Annotated in this window: 12 protein-coding genes; 2 read left to right on the forward strand and 10 right to left on the reverse strand. The window is 49.6% G+C overall.

The features are described 5' to 3' along the window. The coding region (locus VFS25_RS17135; RefSeq protein WP_326463388.1) for a hypothetical protein at positions 1-1,433 on the forward strand (1,433 nt) is incomplete at its 5' end. Positions 1,434-1,636: 203 nt separating this feature from the next. On the opposite strand, the gene mnmE is transcribed toward VFS25_RS17135, so the two are convergent. The 5 genes from mnmE to VFS25_RS17160 all read right to left on the reverse strand — a co-directional run bounded on the left by mnmE (position 1,637) and on the right by VFS25_RS17160 (position 6,235). Continuing rightward, positions 1,637-3,019 (reverse strand): tRNA uridine-5-carboxymethylaminomethyl(34) synthesis GTPase MnmE, encoded by a 1,383-nt coding sequence (gene mnmE, locus VFS25_RS17140; protein ID WP_326463389.1) that lies wholly within the window; start codon positions 3,017-3,019, stop codon positions 1,637-1,639. Between the two features lie 78 nt (positions 3,020-3,097). Beyond that, positions 3,098-3,934, reverse strand: a complete 837-nt coding sequence (locus VFS25_RS17145) for an energy transducer TonB (RefSeq protein WP_326463390.1) — start codon at positions 3,932-3,934, stop codon at positions 3,098-3,100. 47 nt (positions 3,935-3,981) lie between these two features. Continuing rightward, on the reverse strand, positions 3,982-4,575 hold the full coding sequence (locus VFS25_RS17150; RefSeq protein WP_326463391.1) for a biopolymer transporter ExbD: 594 nt from the start codon (positions 4,573-4,575) through the stop codon (positions 3,982-3,984). A gap of 74 nt (positions 4,576-4,649) precedes the next feature. After that, positions 4,650-5,309 (reverse strand): biopolymer transporter ExbD, encoded by a 660-nt coding sequence (locus tag VFS25_RS17155; RefSeq protein ID WP_326463392.1) that lies wholly within the window; start codon positions 5,307-5,309, stop codon positions 4,650-4,652. A gap of 68 nt (positions 5,310-5,377) precedes the next feature. Next, a complete protein-coding gene (locus VFS25_RS17160; protein ID WP_326463393.1) occupies positions 5,378-6,235 on the reverse strand; it encodes a MotA/TolQ/ExbB proton channel family protein in 858 nt (285 codons plus the stop codon). 696 nt (positions 6,236-6,931) lie between these two features. Here VFS25_RS17160 and VFS25_RS17165 point away from each other — a divergent pair. Continuing rightward, on the forward strand, positions 6,932-9,493 hold the full coding sequence (locus tag VFS25_RS17165; RefSeq protein ID WP_326463394.1) for a zinc-dependent metalloprotease: 2,562 nt from the start codon (positions 6,932-6,934) through the stop codon (positions 9,491-9,493). Position 9,494: 1 nt separating this feature from the next. On the opposite strand, the gene VFS25_RS17170 is transcribed toward VFS25_RS17165, so the two are convergent. The 5 genes from VFS25_RS17170 to VFS25_RS17190 form a co-directional block, all read right to left on the reverse strand. After that, a complete protein-coding gene (locus tag VFS25_RS17170; RefSeq protein ID WP_326463395.1) occupies positions 9,495-10,562 on the reverse strand; it encodes a bile acid:sodium symporter family protein in 1,068 nt (355 codons plus the stop codon). A 31-nt stretch (positions 10,563-10,593) separates the two neighbouring features. Beyond that, the gene (locus tag VFS25_RS17175; RefSeq protein ID WP_326463396.1) at positions 10,594-12,042 is read right to left on the reverse strand and encodes a mandelate racemase/muconate lactonizing enzyme family protein; all 1,449 of its coding nucleotides are present in this window, start codon (positions 12,040-12,042) and stop codon (positions 10,594-10,596) included. Between the two features lie 56 nt (positions 12,043-12,098). Next, the gene (locus VFS25_RS17180; protein ID WP_326463397.1) at positions 12,099-13,031 is read right to left on the reverse strand and encodes an RraA family protein; all 933 of its coding nucleotides are present in this window, start codon (positions 13,029-13,031) and stop codon (positions 12,099-12,101) included. Between the two features lie 28 nt (positions 13,032-13,059). Then, complete coding sequence (locus VFS25_RS17185) at positions 13,060-14,568, reverse strand: SusD/RagB family nutrient-binding outer membrane lipoprotein (RefSeq protein ID WP_326463398.1); 1,509 nt, start codon at positions 14,566-14,568, stop codon at positions 13,060-13,062. Positions 14,569-14,573: 5 nt separating this feature from the next. Next, a partial coding sequence (locus VFS25_RS17190) for a SusC/RagA family TonB-linked outer membrane protein (protein WP_326463399.1) occupies positions 14,574-16,925 on the reverse strand: 2,352 nt, incomplete at its 5' end.

A 16,925-nucleotide genomic window follows, 5' to 3' on the forward strand; every position in this document is an offset into this window, starting at 1 on the left:
CATTGAAACCAGACACCTTAGTGGAATTCAAAAATCCGTCTAACTGCACTTCGTTTAGCGAGCATTTAGGTACATTTCAAGCCATCACTAGCAATCTTCCTTTTGTTGCACAAGCCGGGCGCAAGCAATATGATAATGCCCTGGAGAACGTATATTCAACTATGTTTGCGGGAAGGGACTTTACTGGGCGGGTAGATGTGGCTGCATACCTTCCTTTTGCTCTACATCCGCTTTTGGCGACAAATGGTCGACTAGGAATTATCATTACAAATGCCTGGCTTGGGACAGATTGGGGGGATGATTTTTACGCTCAAGTTTCTCGCTATTACGACTTAAAATGCGTAATTACTTCTGGTGCCGGAAGATGGTTCAATAATAGCAAAGTTGTTACCAACATTCTTATCATGGATAAGAAAGAGGAGCCAGAACAGCAAAGCGGCGATGTGAAGTTTATAATCTTAACCCGCCCTCTTGAAGAAATGTCCGATATTGAAACCATTCAGATCACTGCTGCACAAATTGAAGTCGGGCAGATACAAAATGATGCCCTGACGATACGCACTGTCAACCAAGAGCGGATGGCTGCGTTTCGGGAACTCGGATTAGGAGGGAATGCACAATTCGTAAATTGCGATTGGATTCTCGGACTTCCACTTATTCCATTGAAAAATATTTTTGACATCAGTCGAGGTGAGCGCAGAGGTATGAACGCCTTGTTCTACCCGCCAGAGGGAAATGAAATTGAAGCAGAGTACTTAAAACCGCTTGCCAAAAGTCCAACGGAATTCAGGCGTCTTATTACGTCTCCGACAAAAGTAGCTTTTGCATGTTCACGTTCCGAAGATCAGCTGATTGAACTTGGGCATATAGGGGCATTGAACTGGATAAGACGGTTCAAATCACAAGAGATCATTGATAAGCTATCAAAACCCGGACTTCATTGGTACGAAATGAATACCCATAGCCTTGCCGATCTTGTCATGTTCATCAATTATGGCGAGCGACTTTTCGTAGGCCGCGTTAGCCCTCCCTCATTTGCCGACCAACGATTGATTCCTCTGAAGCCTAAAGATGAAATTGACATAGAACTACATCATGCGCTTTTGAACAGTGCTATTACTATGTTTTTCATGGAAGGAATGGGCTTTGGACGAGGTCTTGGCGCTCTTGATCTCAATAAAGACCGTATCGAAAAATATATGCACATGCTAGATGCAAGTAGGCTTGACGACGTGAGAATTGACCAAATTAAGGCTGCCTTTTTACTACTCAGTCGGCGGGACATTTTGCCAGTCGCGGATGAATTAGAACAAGTCGACCGAATTGCATTTGATGATGCGGTAATCGCCGCTTTTCAGTTGAATGTATCTCGTGCAGATATTTACAATTCGCTTCTTAGCTTGCATGAAATCAGAAGAACCGCTACTATTTAACCGCTAGTTACTGCCTTATACTGACAACTTCTTCTTACCTCCCCATCACGTTTTGTACTATTTCATCTCAAAACAATACTATGCCTTTTCTAAACACGAACAAAATAAAACGGGAACAAAAAAGGGCAATCCGCTGGATTTCCCTACTGGTATACATTACGTTAGATAAACAAAGAAAAATTAAAGAAATTAAAAACAACGCTCTACTTCCCAATACAAAACTTACTAAATATAAAATCCAGCTGATCCTCATTCGTAATCTCACCCGTAATCTCCCCCAAATAATGCAAACACCTCCGTATATCCAGCGCCAGCAAATCACCCGGCAGCCCGTTATCCATGCCTTGCTTTACATCCTGTAAAGATTGCAGCACCGATTGTAACGCCGCATAATGCCTTGCATTGGTTATAATCGTTGCCTCTGTGTTAATATCTCCGCTCATCACTTTTTGCACCAATAACGTTTTCAACTCATCAATATGCCCGTGATTACGCGCAGAAATGAACAATATCCCCGGTATGCCCGCAAATTTTGCGCGGGCGGCGGCTTCTCCCAGCATATCTGTTTTATTACCCGCCAGCAGGTAATTGATGCCGTCCTGCTCAAACAGTGTTACTTGTTTACGTACATCCGCTTCCGTTAGTTCGTTTACATCAAACAGGTAAATAACCACGCCGGCCTCTTTTATTTTCTCCAGCGTTTTTTGTACGCCAATGCTTTCAATGGTATCAGCGCTTTCCCGGATGCCGGCGGTGTCTATCAGGCGAAAAAGTACGCCCTGTATGTTCAGCACCTCCTCAATCGTATCGCGGGTGGTGCCGGCAATATCGCTTACAATAGCGCGGTTCTCGTTCAGCAAGGTGTTTAGCAGGGTAGATTTACCGGCATTGGGCTTGCCAACAATAGCGGTGTTTACGCCGTGCTTGATCACATTGCCCATGCGGAAAGAGTCGGTTAAATGCTGCACCACTTCCGTGGCCGTTTTGATCAGTGCATACAATTGTGTGCGGTCGGCAAATTCCACGTCTTCCTGGCTAAAATCCAGCTCCAGCTCTATCAGGGCCGAAAAACGGATAAGCTGTTCGCGCAGCGCCTGCAGCTCGCGCGAAAACCCGCCGCGCATCTGCTGCATGGCGGTTTGGTGGCTGGCGGCGGAGTGGCTGGCGATCAGATCGGCTACCGACTCGGCCTGGGCCAGGTCAAGCTTGCCGTTCAGGAAGGCGCGCATGGTAAACTCACCTGGTTTGGCCAGGCGGGCGCCGGCTTGCATGCAGGCGTCTATCAGCTGCTGCTGAATGTAGGGCGAGCCGTGGCAGGATAATTCCACCACATGTTCCCCGGTATAGGAACGGGGGCCTTTAAACAGGCTTACCACTACTTCATCAATGATCCTGCCGGCAGCTGCAATGCTGCCCACGTGCAGGGTGTGGCTGGGCTGCTGCAGCAGGTCTTTGGAGGGGAACAGCCGGTTACAGATGTCAATCGCATCCGGGCCGCTTAAGCGGATCACCGCAATGGCGCCTATACCCGGAGCCGTGGCCAGGGCCACAATTGTATCGTCGTATCCTGTAAGTTTATTTGACATAACCAGCCTGCAAAATTAGGCAAAAAAAATTCCTCACCGGCGGGCCGGTGAGGAATCAGGTAATATCGTTTACCAGTACTACTCTTGTAAAGTAAAGCGGATGGGCAGGTTAAACTGTACAGATACCTGGCGGCCGTTTTGCTTACCAGGTTTCCACTTGGGCATGGTTTTCACCACACGTATAGCTTCCTCTTCCAGGCCGCCGCCTTTTTTAGCACCTACTGTTTTTACGTCTTTGATGGTACCTTCAGAGTCTACCACAAACTGCACAAATACAGTTCCGGAAATACCATTTTCCTGTGCTACGCGCGGATAATGGATGTTCTTGCTCAGGTATTTGGCCAGGGCTTCCTCACCACCGGGGAAGGTGGGCGGTTGCTCCACAAACGTAAAGATCTCTTCTTTCGGCGGAGGGGGCGGTGCTTCTACCACACCGGTACCTTTACTGTCTTCCAGCAATCCCGGGTCAATACCATTGGGATCACCTTCCATGGTTTTGGTACTTACCGCTTTATCCTTGATCTCTTCTACTTTTGGCGGTTCCTCTTCCGGCGGCACCTCTGCGTCTTTCTTAATTACAGGGGGCGTAAACTGCACTGAAGGTTTCACCGGCGGCGGTGGTGCAGGCGGGGGAGGCGGAGGGGGCGGTGTCTTCGGATCATCAGGGATCTTGATGTCCTCCATTTTGATCTGCTCAATAACGGGCTTCTTAGCTTCGTCGTTATTCATGCCTCTCAAAATGTTGCTAACAGTATAACCACCCACCACTAAGAGCGCAACAGCTGCAGTGCCAATGAGGGCATTGCGCACGCGCTTCTCATATTTTCTTCTCAGTTCATAAGCACCGTAATCTTTATTCCTGCCTTCAAACAGGATGTCAAGAAAATCGGCCTTTAATATTTTAGTTGAATCCATTGTCTGTTTTTTATTGATGGATGCAAAAAATCTGCTTTTTCCACAAATTACTGCGCACCACCCGGATTAGCCGACTCGGTTTGCTTGATCCATTGTTTGTCCTGGTCACTGATATCTACCGCTGCGTAGCGTTGAATACGGTTAATGGCCATTTCATCCAATATATCCACAAAGTTCTTGTACGTGGCGTCATCATTGGGTTTAATGATCACCACAACATCTTCCGGCTCTCCCTTTGCATTCCGCAGCTTTGCCACCTCATCCCTTTTCTTGATCAGCACATCACGTATACCACCTTTGTTGGCAAAGGTAGTGGCTTTGAAAAAGTCCGGGTTAGCGGATGCATTCGGGTCCTGGGCAAGTCCTTCGTAGTAATATACACGGTTATTCTTTCCAAGCAGTATAGTAAGGGCAGTGCTCTCTTTCACCTTGTTCTGCTCCTTCTCATCCTTGGTATCCTTAGGCATGATCAAGTCCATGGTTTTGGGCTTGGACATGGTAGTAGTGAGCATGAAGAAGGTGATCAGCAAAAAGCCAAGGTCCACCATGGGCGTCATATCCACACGGGTAGAAAGCTTCTTCGATTTCGTCCCCTGGTGTTTCTTTCCACCACCACTACTGCTGGTATCCATTTCTGCCATAGTAGCTCTTTTTTTTAGTTTATGATAGCAGCGTATCTTCCGCGGAAAACACCTGCCGTTTACTGATTACTTTTTTACTTTTTAGCGGGCGAACCACCTGTTTGCGCCAACGCTGCTGCAGTGCCCGGGGGCGGTGCTTCCAGGTTGGTTACCAGGTTCAGCTTCTGTATCTTCAGATCCTTGAAGGTCTGCATGATATCGTCTATCACCGGATAAGGCGTACCATTATCCGCTTTGATACAGTATTGCAGCCTGGGGTTGCCACCCTGCGCAGTTCTGGCGTAGTTGATCCAGGTTGAAAGCTCATTATTGGCTGAATCTACAGGAATACCTTTTTCAAGGCCGGAAGTTTTCCGTTGCTCCATCTTCATATCCAGGTAAGCTTTCAGGTTCTTTAATTCGGTACCTACGCTGGCGCCTACTATAAAGTTGTTCATCGCCCTTTGGTCCAGTCCCAGTTTAAACTGTGAGTTCAGGTCCTCGATCAGCTTCTTACGCTTGGGCTGACCGTCCATGCTAAAGAATATCCTGCCGGTTTTGTCTACCGTGAGTAAGATCACGTCAGAGTCGGGCAGCAGCTTGGTGTTAATGGAGGACGGAGTAACCACAGTAACGGGCTCTTCAGGCTTAAACTTAGTGGCCAGCATAAAGAACGTGAGCAGCAGGAAAGCTACGTCACACATCGCGGTCATATCAACCAGCGTGCTCTTACGGGCCATTTTAACTTTTGGCATCTTTACTCCTTTTTAGTTTACTTTAATTAGATTCAGATTAACTGTTTTTCCATACAAATAATCAAAAATTATTTGTGGTTGGCAGCAAAGCTCTGAGTTAAAGTAAAACCGGATTCGTCGATAGCATAGGTGATGCTGTCGATATTAGTGGTAAAGTAATTGTACATGATGATAGAGATAGCGGAAGTACCGATACCCAGGGCGGTATTGATCAACGCTTCGGAGATACCACCAGCCAGCTGTGCAGAGTCAGGAGCACCACCGGTTGCCATTGCAGCAAATGCGCGGATCATACCCAATACTGTACCGAACAAACCTAACAGGGTAGCGATAGAAGCAATAGTAGACAGGAACACCAGGTTCTTTTCCATCATAGGCAATTCCAGCGCTGTAGTTTCTTCGATTTCGTTCTTAATGGTCAGTATTTTCTGATCTGTGTCCAGCTCAGTGTTAGTCATCATTTCTTTGTATTTCTTCAGACCGGCTTTGATTACATTACCTACAGAACCCTGCTGTTTGTCGCATTCTGCCAGTGCTGCATCAACATTTTTGTTTGCCAGGTGATACTGCACCTTGCGTACCAGCTCAGCGCCGCTGAACTTACCTTTTGCCTTGGACAGGTACAGGAAGCGCTCAATTACGAAAGTTAAGCAAATCAGTAAAACAGTAATAAGAATCGGTACGATAGGACCACCCTGATAAACTGTGCCAAACCATTTACCAATGCCTTCTTCAACTGGATGCCCGCCTACAACACCACCTTGGAAGTTTGCCGGGCTACCTAATACAAATATGTAGAAGAGTATACCGATCACTAAGCAGATAGGAACGGCTAACACCGCAAACATGTTGGATGATTTCTTAGGTTGATGAGAAGTTGTCGTTTTGGCAGCAGCTGCAGTCACAGTTGTTTTAGTCTCAGCCATGTTGATTGAATTTTAGTGTTAAAAATTAAACTATGGTTTTTTAGTATTTCCGTTTAGATTATTAAATGTAACATGTACAATTACGGTTTTCGCAAATATTAGACGGTTGCCTTAAAAAAACAAGTGCTGCTCAAAAAATCCCTCAAAATTTAACCTCCACACAAAGCCCCTTCTGTAAGGCTTTTTCAAATCCTATTATTGAGCATACACTTTAAGTCACAATTGAGTAGCAACAATGTCTTATGGCTATTGTAAAACCTTATTGTTACTGTCCTTGAAAATCGAAATTTATTGATTTTTTTTCAAAGTTGGACGCACAATTTAAGGAAATTTTTAAATGTTCCAACAAATTTTATCACTATTCACATTTAATTCCCTTCCGCCATAGTAGCCGCTTTTAACTCATTACTCCGGTACAAACACGGCCCCCTCCCTTTCTTACCCCTTCTAATTCACCACAATAGCAGAAAGGGCTGTTATATATCAAAGACAATATTAATATAATAATGCTATATTACTAAATTTAAAAGTACACGACTGTTAACGTGGTTATAATGTTATTATTTCCATTCCTACGGCAATTATAACGCTTATGGAATTTCCTGATAAGTTACTGCATTATATATTTATTTGCAATAAGGGATAAAATAAACATATCCTATCGAAAATCAACCCATTCTGTTAAACATTATGAACATGCATGTAAGAAGCTGGCCTGTTGCAGTAGCAGCAGCCATTTGCTGTGTAAGCCTGGTACTAAGCTCCCCGGCTGCGGCGCAAAGGAAAAAGAAAAAACTGGCTATTGCCGCCGCCGCCAAAGACACCAGCACCAAACCACCCATTATACCGCCCAAGGGAACGCCCAAAGCTAATCCCAAGCAATTCAGCGAGTTAATTACGCCCGATGCCAGAGCCGATTCCGGCCTGTTTAACATTTACAAACAGGAAGACAAAGTATACTTTGAAATAAGCGACTCCCTGCTGGGCCGCGATATTCTGGTGGTAAACCGCATTTCCAAATCCGCCGCCGGTTTGCGCGCTTTCTTTTATGGCTACAGCGGCGACCAGATAGGAGAAAACGTAATCCGCTTTGAAAAAGGCCCCAATAACCGCATTTTCCTGAAGAACATCTCTTACAGCGAAATATCCAAAGACAGCACCCAGCCCATGTTCAACGCGGTTATGAACTCCAACATACAGCCCATTGCCGCCGCATTTGACATCAAAGCATTTTCCAAAAGCAATAAAGGCTGCATTATAGACCTAACGGACTATATCAGCGGCGATAACGACATCCTGTTCTTTGACCAGCGCATGAAAGCTGGCCTGCGCCTTGGCGGCGTACAGCCCGACAAGTCCTATATTGTAGACGTACGCTCCTATCCTATTAATACAGAGATCAAAACCGTTAAAACCTATTCCAGGAGCGGCGGACCTGCTGGTCCCGGTGCGCCTCCCAGCAGCGGCGGCAACGCTACCCTGGAGCTCAACAGCTCCCTGGTGCTGCTGCCTGCCGTACCCATGCAGCCCCGCTACTTTGATCCCCGCGTAGGCTACTTTTCTACCAGCGTTACGGACTTTGACGCTGATCCCCAGGGCGTAAAACGCCTGCAGATGATTACCCGCTGGCGCCTGGAGCCCAGGCCCGAAGACCTGGAAAAATATAGACGCGGCGAGCTGGTGGAACCCAAAAAGCCCATTGTGTTTTATATAGATCCCGCCACGCCGGCCAAATGGCGCCCTTACCTGATACAGGGCGTAAACGACTGGCAGGCTGCATTTGAGCAGGCCGGGTTTAAAAACGCCATTGTTGCTAAAATGGCGCCTACTCCCCGGGAAGATTCTACCTGGTCGCTGGAAGACTCCCGGTTTTCCGCCATCGTGTACAAGCCGTCTGACATTGCCAATGCCAGCGGACCGCATGTGCATGATCCCCGCTCCGGCGAAATACTGGAAAGCCACATCAACTGGTACCATAATGTAATGCACCTGCTGCGCAACTGGTACTTTGTACAATGCGCGCCCAACGATCCGCGTGCCCGCACCATGGAGTTTAATGATACGCTGATGGGTGAGCTGATCCGCTTTGTGTCGTCACATGAGGTAGGGCACACCCTGGGTCTGCGGCACAACTTCGGGGCCAGCTCCGCCTACCCGGTTGAAAAGCTGCGCGATAAAGCCTGGGTGGAAAAGAACGGCCACGCACCCTCCATTATGGATTATGCCCGCTTTAACTATGTAGCGCAGCCGGAAGACAGCATTACCGGCGCCGACCTGTACCCCCGCATTAACTATTATGATAAATGGGCCATTGAATGGGGGTACCGTCAAATACCCGGCGTCACCAGCGCCGCAGCGGAAAAACCCATCCTTAATAAATGGACCATCAACCGGTTAAAAGATAAACGTTACTGGTATGGCACAGAAACCAACCAGGATGATCCCCGGTCGCAGAATGAAGACCTGGGCGATAATGCCATGAAAGCCAGCTATTACGGCATTAAGAACCTGCAGCGTATTATGCCCAACCTTATCGCCTGGACCCGTGAGCCCAACGAAGGCTACAGCAACCTGTCTGAGCTATATCGTGAGATAAACGGTCAGTTCTCGCGCTACATGGGCCACGTAGCAAAAAATGTGGGCGGCATTTATGAAACGCCCAAAACAGTGGAGCAGGAAGGCGCTGTGTATGAGTACGTGCCCAAAGCCACCCAGCAGGAAGCTATTAAATTCCTGAACCAGCAACTATTTACCACACCCAAATGGCTGCTGGATAAAAACATCCTGGAGCGCACCGGCAACGACGCTCCCACCATAATCCTGGCCAGGCAAGACCCGGTGCTGGGCCGCCTGTTAAATGCCACCACCCTTAACAAGCTGCTGAATGCATCGGCGGTGAACGGCAATAAAGCCTACCAGGCCATGGATATGCTGAACGATCTGAAAAAGGGCATTTTCAGCGAAGTATATACCCGCCGGCCTATTGATATTTTCCGCCGTAACCTGCAGAAGGCCTATGTACGGCAGCTTACCGCGCTGCTGTCCGGGCAGGACACAGGCGGCCGTATTACCATTGCATTTGGCAACAATGTTCCTTCAGATCCGGGCCGTACAGATGTAAGCAGCATTGCCCGCGCGCAGCTGACGGTATTGCGTAACGATATGCGTGCCGCAGCGGCATCCATGCCGGATAATATGAGCCGCTACCACCTGGCCGACCTGGTACAGCGGATCAGCAGCGCGCTTGAACCAAAGTGAGTTAATTACGAATTGCCTTTCCTTTCCACCAGGTGGCCAGCGCTGAGCCGGTAATGTTCATTAAAGGACCAAACACGGCCGGCGCCAGCCCCACGGTGGCCAGCTTGCCCATGGTTAACGCCAGTCCGGAGGCCAGCCCGCCGTTTTGCATACCTACCTCCAGCGCTACGGTACGGCAGTCTTTTTCCGGCATGCGGAACAACCGCGCCCCCCAATATCCCAGGAAATAACCCGACACATTATGCACCAACGTAGCCGCTACCAGCAAAGGGCCTACGGTGAGCAGGCTATCGCGCCCGCTGGCAGTGATCACCACAATGATCAATGCTATGCTGATCATAGACACCAGGGGCATGGCTGCATCCAGCCATTTGAATTTTCCATGCAGGAAATGATTAAATATCAGCCCCAGTATAATAGGTAATATTACTATCTGGATGATATGCCACATCATGTCCAGGAAAACAATGTTTACATATTGCCCGGCCAGTATTTTCATCCACATAGGTGTAATAAGCGGCGCTAACAGTGTAACCGTGGCCGTTATAGAAACAGACAGTGCCAGGTTAGCACCTGCCAGGTACGACATTACATTAGAGGCCAGGCCGCTGGGGCAGCTGCCTACCAGGATAATGCCTGCCGCTATCTCAGGGGGAAAGTGAAACAGCTGTGTAATGGTAAAGCCTATCAGCGGCATTATTGTATAATGCCCGATAATGCCTACGCCAATACCCATAGGCATTTTAGCCACCTGCGCAAAATCCCTCCAGCTTAACCCGGTGCCCATACCAAACATAATAATCTGTAACAGCGGTACTATCAGCTTAGACAATTTAAACCCGCCTACCTGTATAAAATGCTGCGGATAATACATGGCCAGGCTAACAGCCGCAAAGATCATTACCGTGTATGAAAAGCCCTTTAGCACCGGGTATGCCCTGAAAGCCAGCGCCATCGCAGCAAAGATGCACATGAGCAGCCAGCCGCCCGCAGCGTGGATGTGTAACACGGTTACAATAATATAGGCAACAAGCGCTGATGCAGCAACGTACCAGGATAGTTTGTACATATCGGGATCTGTTTAGTTTTGATGGCGTATCCTAACTCCATAACCGGTCCCAGGAGCGGTTTTCGTCCCATTCCGGCGTAGGGGCAAAGTAGCTTTTATCTTCGGGGGCCAGGTGTTTTTTCAGCTCTTCATCATTCAGCTCCACACCCAACCCCGGTTTATCCGGCACAATGGCAAACCCTTTTTCAATAAGCGGTTTGTCTGATTTTACCAGGCTGCTCCAGTACGGCACATCCAGGGAGTGATGTTCCAGCGCTACAAAATTTTGCGTGGCGGCCGCACAATGCACATTAGCCATAAAGGAAATGGGCAGGCCTGCAAAGTGCATAGCCATGGCTACTCCCCTTTCTTCCGCATAATCGCCAATACGTTTGGTTTCCAGGATGCCGCCGGCGGTTGCCAGGTCCGGGTGTATCAGGTCTATGGCGTGTGCATCAATCAATTTAATAAATTCTTCTTTGAGGTAAATATCCTCCCCGGTTAACGTAGGTGTATCTATGGCATTGGTGATTTGTTTCCATTGCTCGGTAAATTTCCAGGGTATCAGGTCTTCCAGCCAGGCCAGGCGGTAAGGTTCTACTGCTTTGCCCAGGCGGATGGCGTTGTTCTGGTCAAAATGCCCGTAGTGGTCAGAGGCCAGCGGAATGTCATAGCCTACTGCTTCCCGCACCCTGCTGATGCGCTCCGCCAGTACATCCAGGCCTTTAGGCGTTATCTGCACCTGTGTGAACGGGTGCTCCGTAGCGCCGTAGGTCATGGGCTGGTTGGTCCACTGCCGGCCTATATCCCAGTAGTTGCTGTTCACCACTGCGCCGGGCGTATTCTTTAACAGCTCAATGCCAAAGTCCATTTTCAGGAAAGTAAATCCCTTGCCTTCCAGCCGGTCTTTAAGCTTAGCGGCAAACTCCGCGGGGTCCTCTACTTCAGGGGTATCTGCATACAGCCTTACCCGGTCGCGGTACTTACCGCCTAGCAGCTGGTACACGGGTACGCCGTACGCTTTGCCGGCCAGGTCCCACAGGGCCATTTCCACGCCGGAAACGCCGCCGCCCTGCCGGCCATGGAAGCCAAACTGTTTAATGCGTTTAAAGATCATTTCAACGCTGCAGGGGTTCATGCCCAGGATGCGGCTTTTCAGGAACATCGCGTACCGCCAGCTTGCGCCATCCCTTACTTCGCCAAGGCCGTAAATACCCTGGTTGGTATCAATACGTATAATGGTACAACGCCCGGTTGAGTTCATGCCGGTGGCATAGCGCATGTCCGTAATTTTCAGATCAGCGGGTGCGGAGTAGCGGTTTACTTTAGATGTGCTGTGCGCCAAAACATCTTCCAGCGGTGCAAACATAAAACCGCCCAGGGCCAGGCCGCCCAGGGTCTTTTTCAGGAAAGAGCGGCGGTCATCGGGCGCCGTTGTATGGGTATCTGCCGGTTCGGTAACGCCCAGCTTTGAGAGAAATTGTTGAGATGGAGTATGCATATGTGATGATTTGAAGTAAGCAATAAGATGTAAGCAGCAGGATCACTGCATTGCGGTTACCATGTTCTGTCTTTCATGAATTTATCCAGCTCCTGCCGGCTCATGGGCAGCTTATCACCCAGGGCATCCAGCCATTGCAGGAAATCTTTTTTAATGTCATCGGTCCATTGCCGGTCAATTTGCCCGGGCGTGTACTTACCTTCACGCAGCCGCTGGTGGCCAAACTGGTCGCGCAGGGCAATAAACTCCGCATTCAGCACCACCTCTTCCACCAGGTGCGCTGGAATGAAAATAACACCGCCCTTTTTGGCCAGCACCACATCGCCCGGCAATACGGTTGCCCTTCCAACACGGATGGGCACATTAATGCCGGCCAGCATCATCTGCTGAATGTAAGAGGGATCATAGCCCTTTACCCATGCGGTAAAGCCGTCTATCTCCTCCAGCCCTTCCATATCGCGCACCGATCCGTAAAAGATGACGCCGTTCTTTGACTTTGCATAAATGGAATTGCCCAGGTTATCGCCAATGAGGGTGCCATCCACTATCTTTCCATAGCCATCCGCCACATATACGTCGCCGGTGGTCAGCACATCTATAGGCCAGGAGTTGGTGCCGCCAATGCGGCCTTCTGCTTTTCCTTTGTCTTTGACCAGTTGATCCAGGTCGGGCCGCAGGGGCATGTACTGCGCCGTTACCACGCGGCCTGTCATTACCTGGTTGTCGCGCAGCAGCAGCCAGTCGCCTTCAAACTGGTTCTGGTAACCTTTGTTGCGTAAAATGCCCCAGGCTTCTTCAATGGATATTTTCCTCAGTCGTTGCAGCAGCGCATCCGGCACTTTAGGCCGTCCGTCGGGAAAGCGCTCTCCCTTCCAGGCGGCAGTAAGCGCCTTCACCTGCTCCGGTGTTGGCGTTACCTGCTGTGCACGGGCAATGCCTGTGAGCAACAGGCCGGCAATCAGCAACCAATAAGTGAAATGTAGCTTCATGTTTATGTATGTTTTTTTGCATTGTTTGTTACTGTACATCCCACCACACCCGGATATTCAGCTCGTCGGCGCCCTGCCGCGACAGCGCCTCCTGGTAGTGCGCGGTGTTCAGGGAAATTTCAGTGTCAGGGTACCGCAGCCGGCGTATGCTTTGCCCCTGAGGAATATCCTGGGTAGGGTATGCATTGGCCGGTATAACGGGATAGCCCGTACGCCGCCAGTTAGCATATGCCTCCACCTCATTCAGCAGCGATGCAATCCAGTACTGGGTATTGATCTGCTCAATTCCACCCGCCGGGTTATACGCATGCGTGGCGCGATAGGCATCAATATCACCTTGCGCAATGGCAGCAGCAGCGCCGTATACAGCCAGCTGCTGCATGTGCGCGGTAACGGCATCCTGGTACCAGGCGGCTGCATTGCCTGCTATCCACCCGCGTTGTGCAGCTTCCGCCAGCAGCAGTAAGGTTTGCGCATAGGTTACATGAAAGCAGGGCGCTGTAATGCTGCCCAGTGTGAGCCGGTCTATCTGCGAATATTTATACAGCGATCCCGGGTAACCGGGAGCAGCCGGTATCGTGCTGTTGTCATATCCCGTGGGCATACCTACCTGGTGAGCTGGGTCTTTATCCTGCGTGGTTTGAGCAGGGTCCTGGGTAGCATCTCCATACAGTACGGCTATTGCCCGCAGGCGGGGATCGTTATCGCTTTTCAGGTAATCCACAAACATTGCATTCAGGTAGTAATTGGCTTTTTCAGAGCCGTTCAGCTGGTTGCCGAATGCATTGGTATAGGTTGCGGAATGCTGCATCATGCAGTTATCTGCATTGGAGCTCATTACGCCGCCCTGGAAGGCTTTTTGCACATAAGTACGGGCAGTGGCGGCATCGGCCTTGCTTAAACGCATGGCTATGCGTAACAGTAAAGCATTGCCGAGCCGTTTCCATTTACCGATGTCGCCGTTGTAGAACAGGTCATTTTTTTCCACGGCTTTGGCTGCATCCAGGCTGCCGGTAGCTTCATCTACCTCTTTTAACAGGTTTTTATAAATCTCCTGCTGCGGGTCGTATACAGGAAAGTACTGCGATTCCAGGAAGCCCTGGCCTGCCTGCGAATAAGGAATATCTCCATACGTATCTGTAAGCACCTGGAAAATATATGCCTTCCAGATGCGGGCCATGTGGTAGAGGTTCTGCCGTGCACTGTCATCAGCCGTTTTGTCAATAATATCCACCAGGTTGCGTACCAGGGGATAATACTGGTCCCACAACGCCCGTTCCACTGCAGGATTCTTCTGGTTTACATTGCCGCCGGCCAGCACGCCCAGGAAGGGATGCATGGTATGCCGCACAATGGCGCCCTGGTAAGTAAGCGTGCTGCTGCCCCAGGAAGCATTCAGCTCCGCCTGCGCCAGCAAATACGCCGGATCCAGCGTGGCAGGCAATACGGGGTTGGTATTGATCTTTTCAAAATTCTTATCGCAACCTGTTGCTGATAATAAGATGGCGAGTCCTAAAATATATATGTACCGTTGCATACACTTCAGAATTTAACGTGAACATTAACACCCATGCTGCGTGTCATGGGCAAACCGCCGGACTCCAGCCCCTGCAGGTTATCGCTGGCAGCTGTTACCATTTCCGGGTCTATGTTAGGGGTATGCTTGCTAAGCACGGCCACATTATTGGCTACAAAAGACACCATTAACCCTTTCACGGGCGTTTTGCTGCCCAGGAGCTTTACCAGGTCGTACCCAATGGTGATTTGCCGCAGCTTAATAAAGCTGGCATCGTACACAAATTCTTCGGCTATGTTGTTGTTGCTTCGTACCGACTCATAGTAGGTTTGCACCGGCACCTGCACATTATTGGCAATGTATTTACCAGGTGCGGTGGGGTCCTCCATTACGCCCTTACCTATTACATATCCCTGCTCCCGCCCTTCCAGCGTGGCTTTGTGCAGCCCATGCCGCCACAGGTTAAAGTTGGTATTGGAAATAAGCTTGTGCCCGAACTTACCATCTACCAGGGCCGATATTCTTACGCCTTTAATGGTGAACGTGTTAATAACGCCGCCTGTCCACGTAGGAATGGCGCTGCCAAAGGTTTTCACGGCATCTGCATTGGCTGGCCGGCCGTTCTTGAAAATAATTTGTCCGTCGGGTGCGCGGAGGTAGGCAGTGCCCTGCAGCGACGCCATTGGTTTGCCTACTTCATGCGCCAGGCGCCCGGTATATTCGCCGGTGCCCACAATAATGCTGGGCTGCCCTGCAGCCAGCTCCAGCACGCGGCTGGTGTTATGCGCGCCGTTTATATTCAGCTCCCACCGGAATTGCCTGTTATCAACGGGCGTGCCGGTAAGCAGCCACTCAACCCCCTGGTTGCGCAGGCGGCCTACGTTTACCAGCGTAGCGGCATAACCCGTAGCACCGGAGATCTGCACGGATAAAATTTCGTCTATCGTATTCTTCCGGTAGTAAGCCACGTCAAAGCCCATACGGTCTTTAAACAAACGGCCTTCAATGCCTGTTTCAAACTCCTTTACCTTTAGCGGGCGCAAGTTGGGGTTGGGGCTCAGCGTACCGGAAATACCGCCCAAAGCCAGCCCCAGGTGGGGGTTGGCGTTCAACAGGTAATAAAGATTGTTCTGGTAAGGGTCCGTATCGCCGCCTACTTCTGCATAAGCTACGCGCAGCTTGCCAAAGCTGAACCAGGCCGGCATCTTGAACGCATCGGTAAACACAAAGCTGGCGCTTACAGAAGGATAGAGGTAGCTGTTTGAGTTAGGGTTGAGTGTAGAGAACCAGTCGTTTCGCGCTGTAATGTTCAGGAACAGGAAATTGCGCCACCCCAGTTCCGCAGCGCCATAGAGGGAGTTCACCCTTTTTTCGCTGTAAATATATTGCGGGTCTTTAATCTGCCCGTTCTGCACTGTGTATAACCCGCGGATGAAGAAGTTATCTACTTTCACATTGTTGTTCTCATTGATCTGCACCATCTGGTTACCACCCAGCGTAAGGTCTATATCAAAGTTGCCGAACCTGCGGTTGGCGCCTACCAGGAAATCGTAATTGCGCTCCCTGTACTTTATCACCTCCTGGTAATACTGCCCGTTAAACCCTGTAGTAACTGGCCCCAGGAAACGGGTGCCGGTAGGCACATTATAATCCTGCGAGCGTGTAAAATAATCCTGCCCGGCACGCCCCTGGATATATAGCCAGGGCAGCAGGTCATAGCGCAGGGAGATATTGCCTATCAGGCGGTCGCGCGCAATATTCTCAAAGCGCTCAAATGCAATCCAGTAGGGATTTGTGCGCGGCGTAAAGCGCGATATGTTCCGCTCATTGCCGTTTTCATCTTTCCGGTGTTCTTTCAAATCTGTAAAATCAATGGTATTAGCCAGCGTGTATACGGTAGTGTTAGCATTGTATTGCTGCACAAATACATTGGGCGGGTTCTGGTTTTTCTCGTGCGAGTAATTGGCAAAAACGTTTACCTGCAGCTTTTTTGTTACATTATAATTCAGCCCGAGATTAGCGGATTGCCGCCGGTAGGTAGCATTGGGCATGATAGACTGGTTGTTCATATCAGACATGGAGAGGTTGAAGCTTCCTTTATCGTTTCCCCCGGAAAACGATACGGTATTGGTCCATGTGAAGCCGGTGCGGTAAAACCTGTTGATGCGGTCCTTTACCGCGGTGTAGGGTTTTGTTTGCCCGTCGAACTGGATAGTGGGCTTTCCATCTATTTTCTCCCCAAAGCTCCAGGTGCCGGTGTTGCCTGCATCAGCTATTGTTTGCGGGCGTTTGCCCTGCTCTCCCTGCCCGTATTCATATTGAAAATCTGTTTGGTCAATAGGCCGGTCTACTACAAAGTTACTGTTCACCTCTACCCC

It is taken from the genome of Chitinophaga sp., from assembly GCF_035761305.1.
Classification (GTDB): Bacteria; Bacteroidota; Bacteroidia; order Chitinophagales; family Chitinophagaceae; genus Chitinophaga.

Bases quoted from the DNA above. Each gene is read 5' to 3' on its own strand.
- VFS25_RS17165 (WP_326463394.1), top strand. From the start codon at position 6,932: ATGCATGTAAGAAGCTGGCCTGTTGCAGTAGCAGCAGCCATTTGCTGT.
- VFS25_RS17170 (WP_326463395.1), bottom strand. From the start codon at position 10,562: ATGTACAAACTATCCTGGTACGTTGCTGCATCAGCGCTTGTTGCCTAT.
- mnmE (WP_326463389.1), bottom strand. From the start codon at position 3,019: ATGTCAAATAAACTTACAGGATACGACGATACAATTGTGGCCCTGGCC.
- VFS25_RS17155 (WP_326463392.1), bottom strand. From the start codon at position 5,309: ATGCCAAAAGTTAAAATGGCCCGTAAGAGCACGCTGGTTGATATGACC.
- VFS25_RS17185 (WP_326463398.1), bottom strand. From the start codon at position 14,568: ATGCAACGGTACATATATATTTTAGGACTCGCCATCTTATTATCAGCA.
- VFS25_RS17180 (WP_326463397.1), bottom strand. From the start codon at position 13,031: ATGAAGCTACATTTCACTTATTGGTTGCTGATTGCCGGCCTGTTGCTC.
- VFS25_RS17145 (WP_326463390.1), bottom strand. From the start codon at position 3,934: ATGGATTCAACTAAAATATTAAAGGCCGATTTTCTTGACATCCTGTTT.
- VFS25_RS17160 (WP_326463393.1), bottom strand. From the start codon at position 6,235: ATGGCTGAGACTAAAACAACTGTGACTGCAGCTGCTGCCAAAACGACA.
- VFS25_RS17150 (WP_326463391.1), bottom strand. From the start codon at position 4,575: ATGGCAGAAATGGATACCAGCAGTAGTGGTGGTGGAAAGAAACACCAG.
- VFS25_RS17175 (WP_326463396.1), bottom strand. From the start codon at position 12,042: ATGCATACTCCATCTCAACAATTTCTCTCAAAGCTGGGCGTTACCGAA.